The organism is Treponema endosymbiont of Eucomonympha sp., assembly GCF_001028545.1.
Genome location: NZ_BBPW01000558.1, coordinates 1 through 482 on the forward strand (window position 1 = coordinate 1; position 482 = coordinate 482).

1 protein-coding gene is annotated in these 482 nt (G+C 55.6%); it reads right to left on the bottom strand.

What is annotated here, in order from left to right:
- Positions 1–99: 99 nt before the first annotated feature.
- Positions 100–482, bottom strand: a 383-nt coding sequence (locus tag AWU74_RS08040) for a NusG domain II-containing protein (protein ID WP_187150964.1), incomplete at its 5' end; no start/stop codon positions are given.

Sequence of the window (482 nt, forward strand, 5' to 3'; positions counted from 1 at the left end):
TATTTTTTTTAATTTTTTCCGTGCATAGCCGCAGTCAGCCGCGCGCGGAAATAACCCGCACGCTTAAACTGTTTCCTGCATAAGCCGAATGCCCTATCCCTAATACGCCAATGCGTCGACTCCCGCGTCGCCGCTGCCTTCGACTCGGACAAAAATCTTATTGGGAAGGCACGCCGCCCACTCCCCGTTCAGGGAAAGCGGCTGGTGTATAACGCATACCTTATTTGCGCACGGCGAATCGGCAAAATAAACCGTCCCGCCCTGTATAGCGATTCGAGAATCGCCGATTGCGCCGGGTATGCGCACTTCTTCGTCCCGGTCGAGCGGATACACCCACTGCCCCGAAGGGGATTCGATATGCGCCACCGCCCTGCCATCGCGCCGACCGGCGGCATATATGAACGAGAATACCGTCGCCCCGACCGACAGCGCAATAAACACAAAGTCAAACGGGCGCAACAGGCTGGTTTTTTTATGCACTT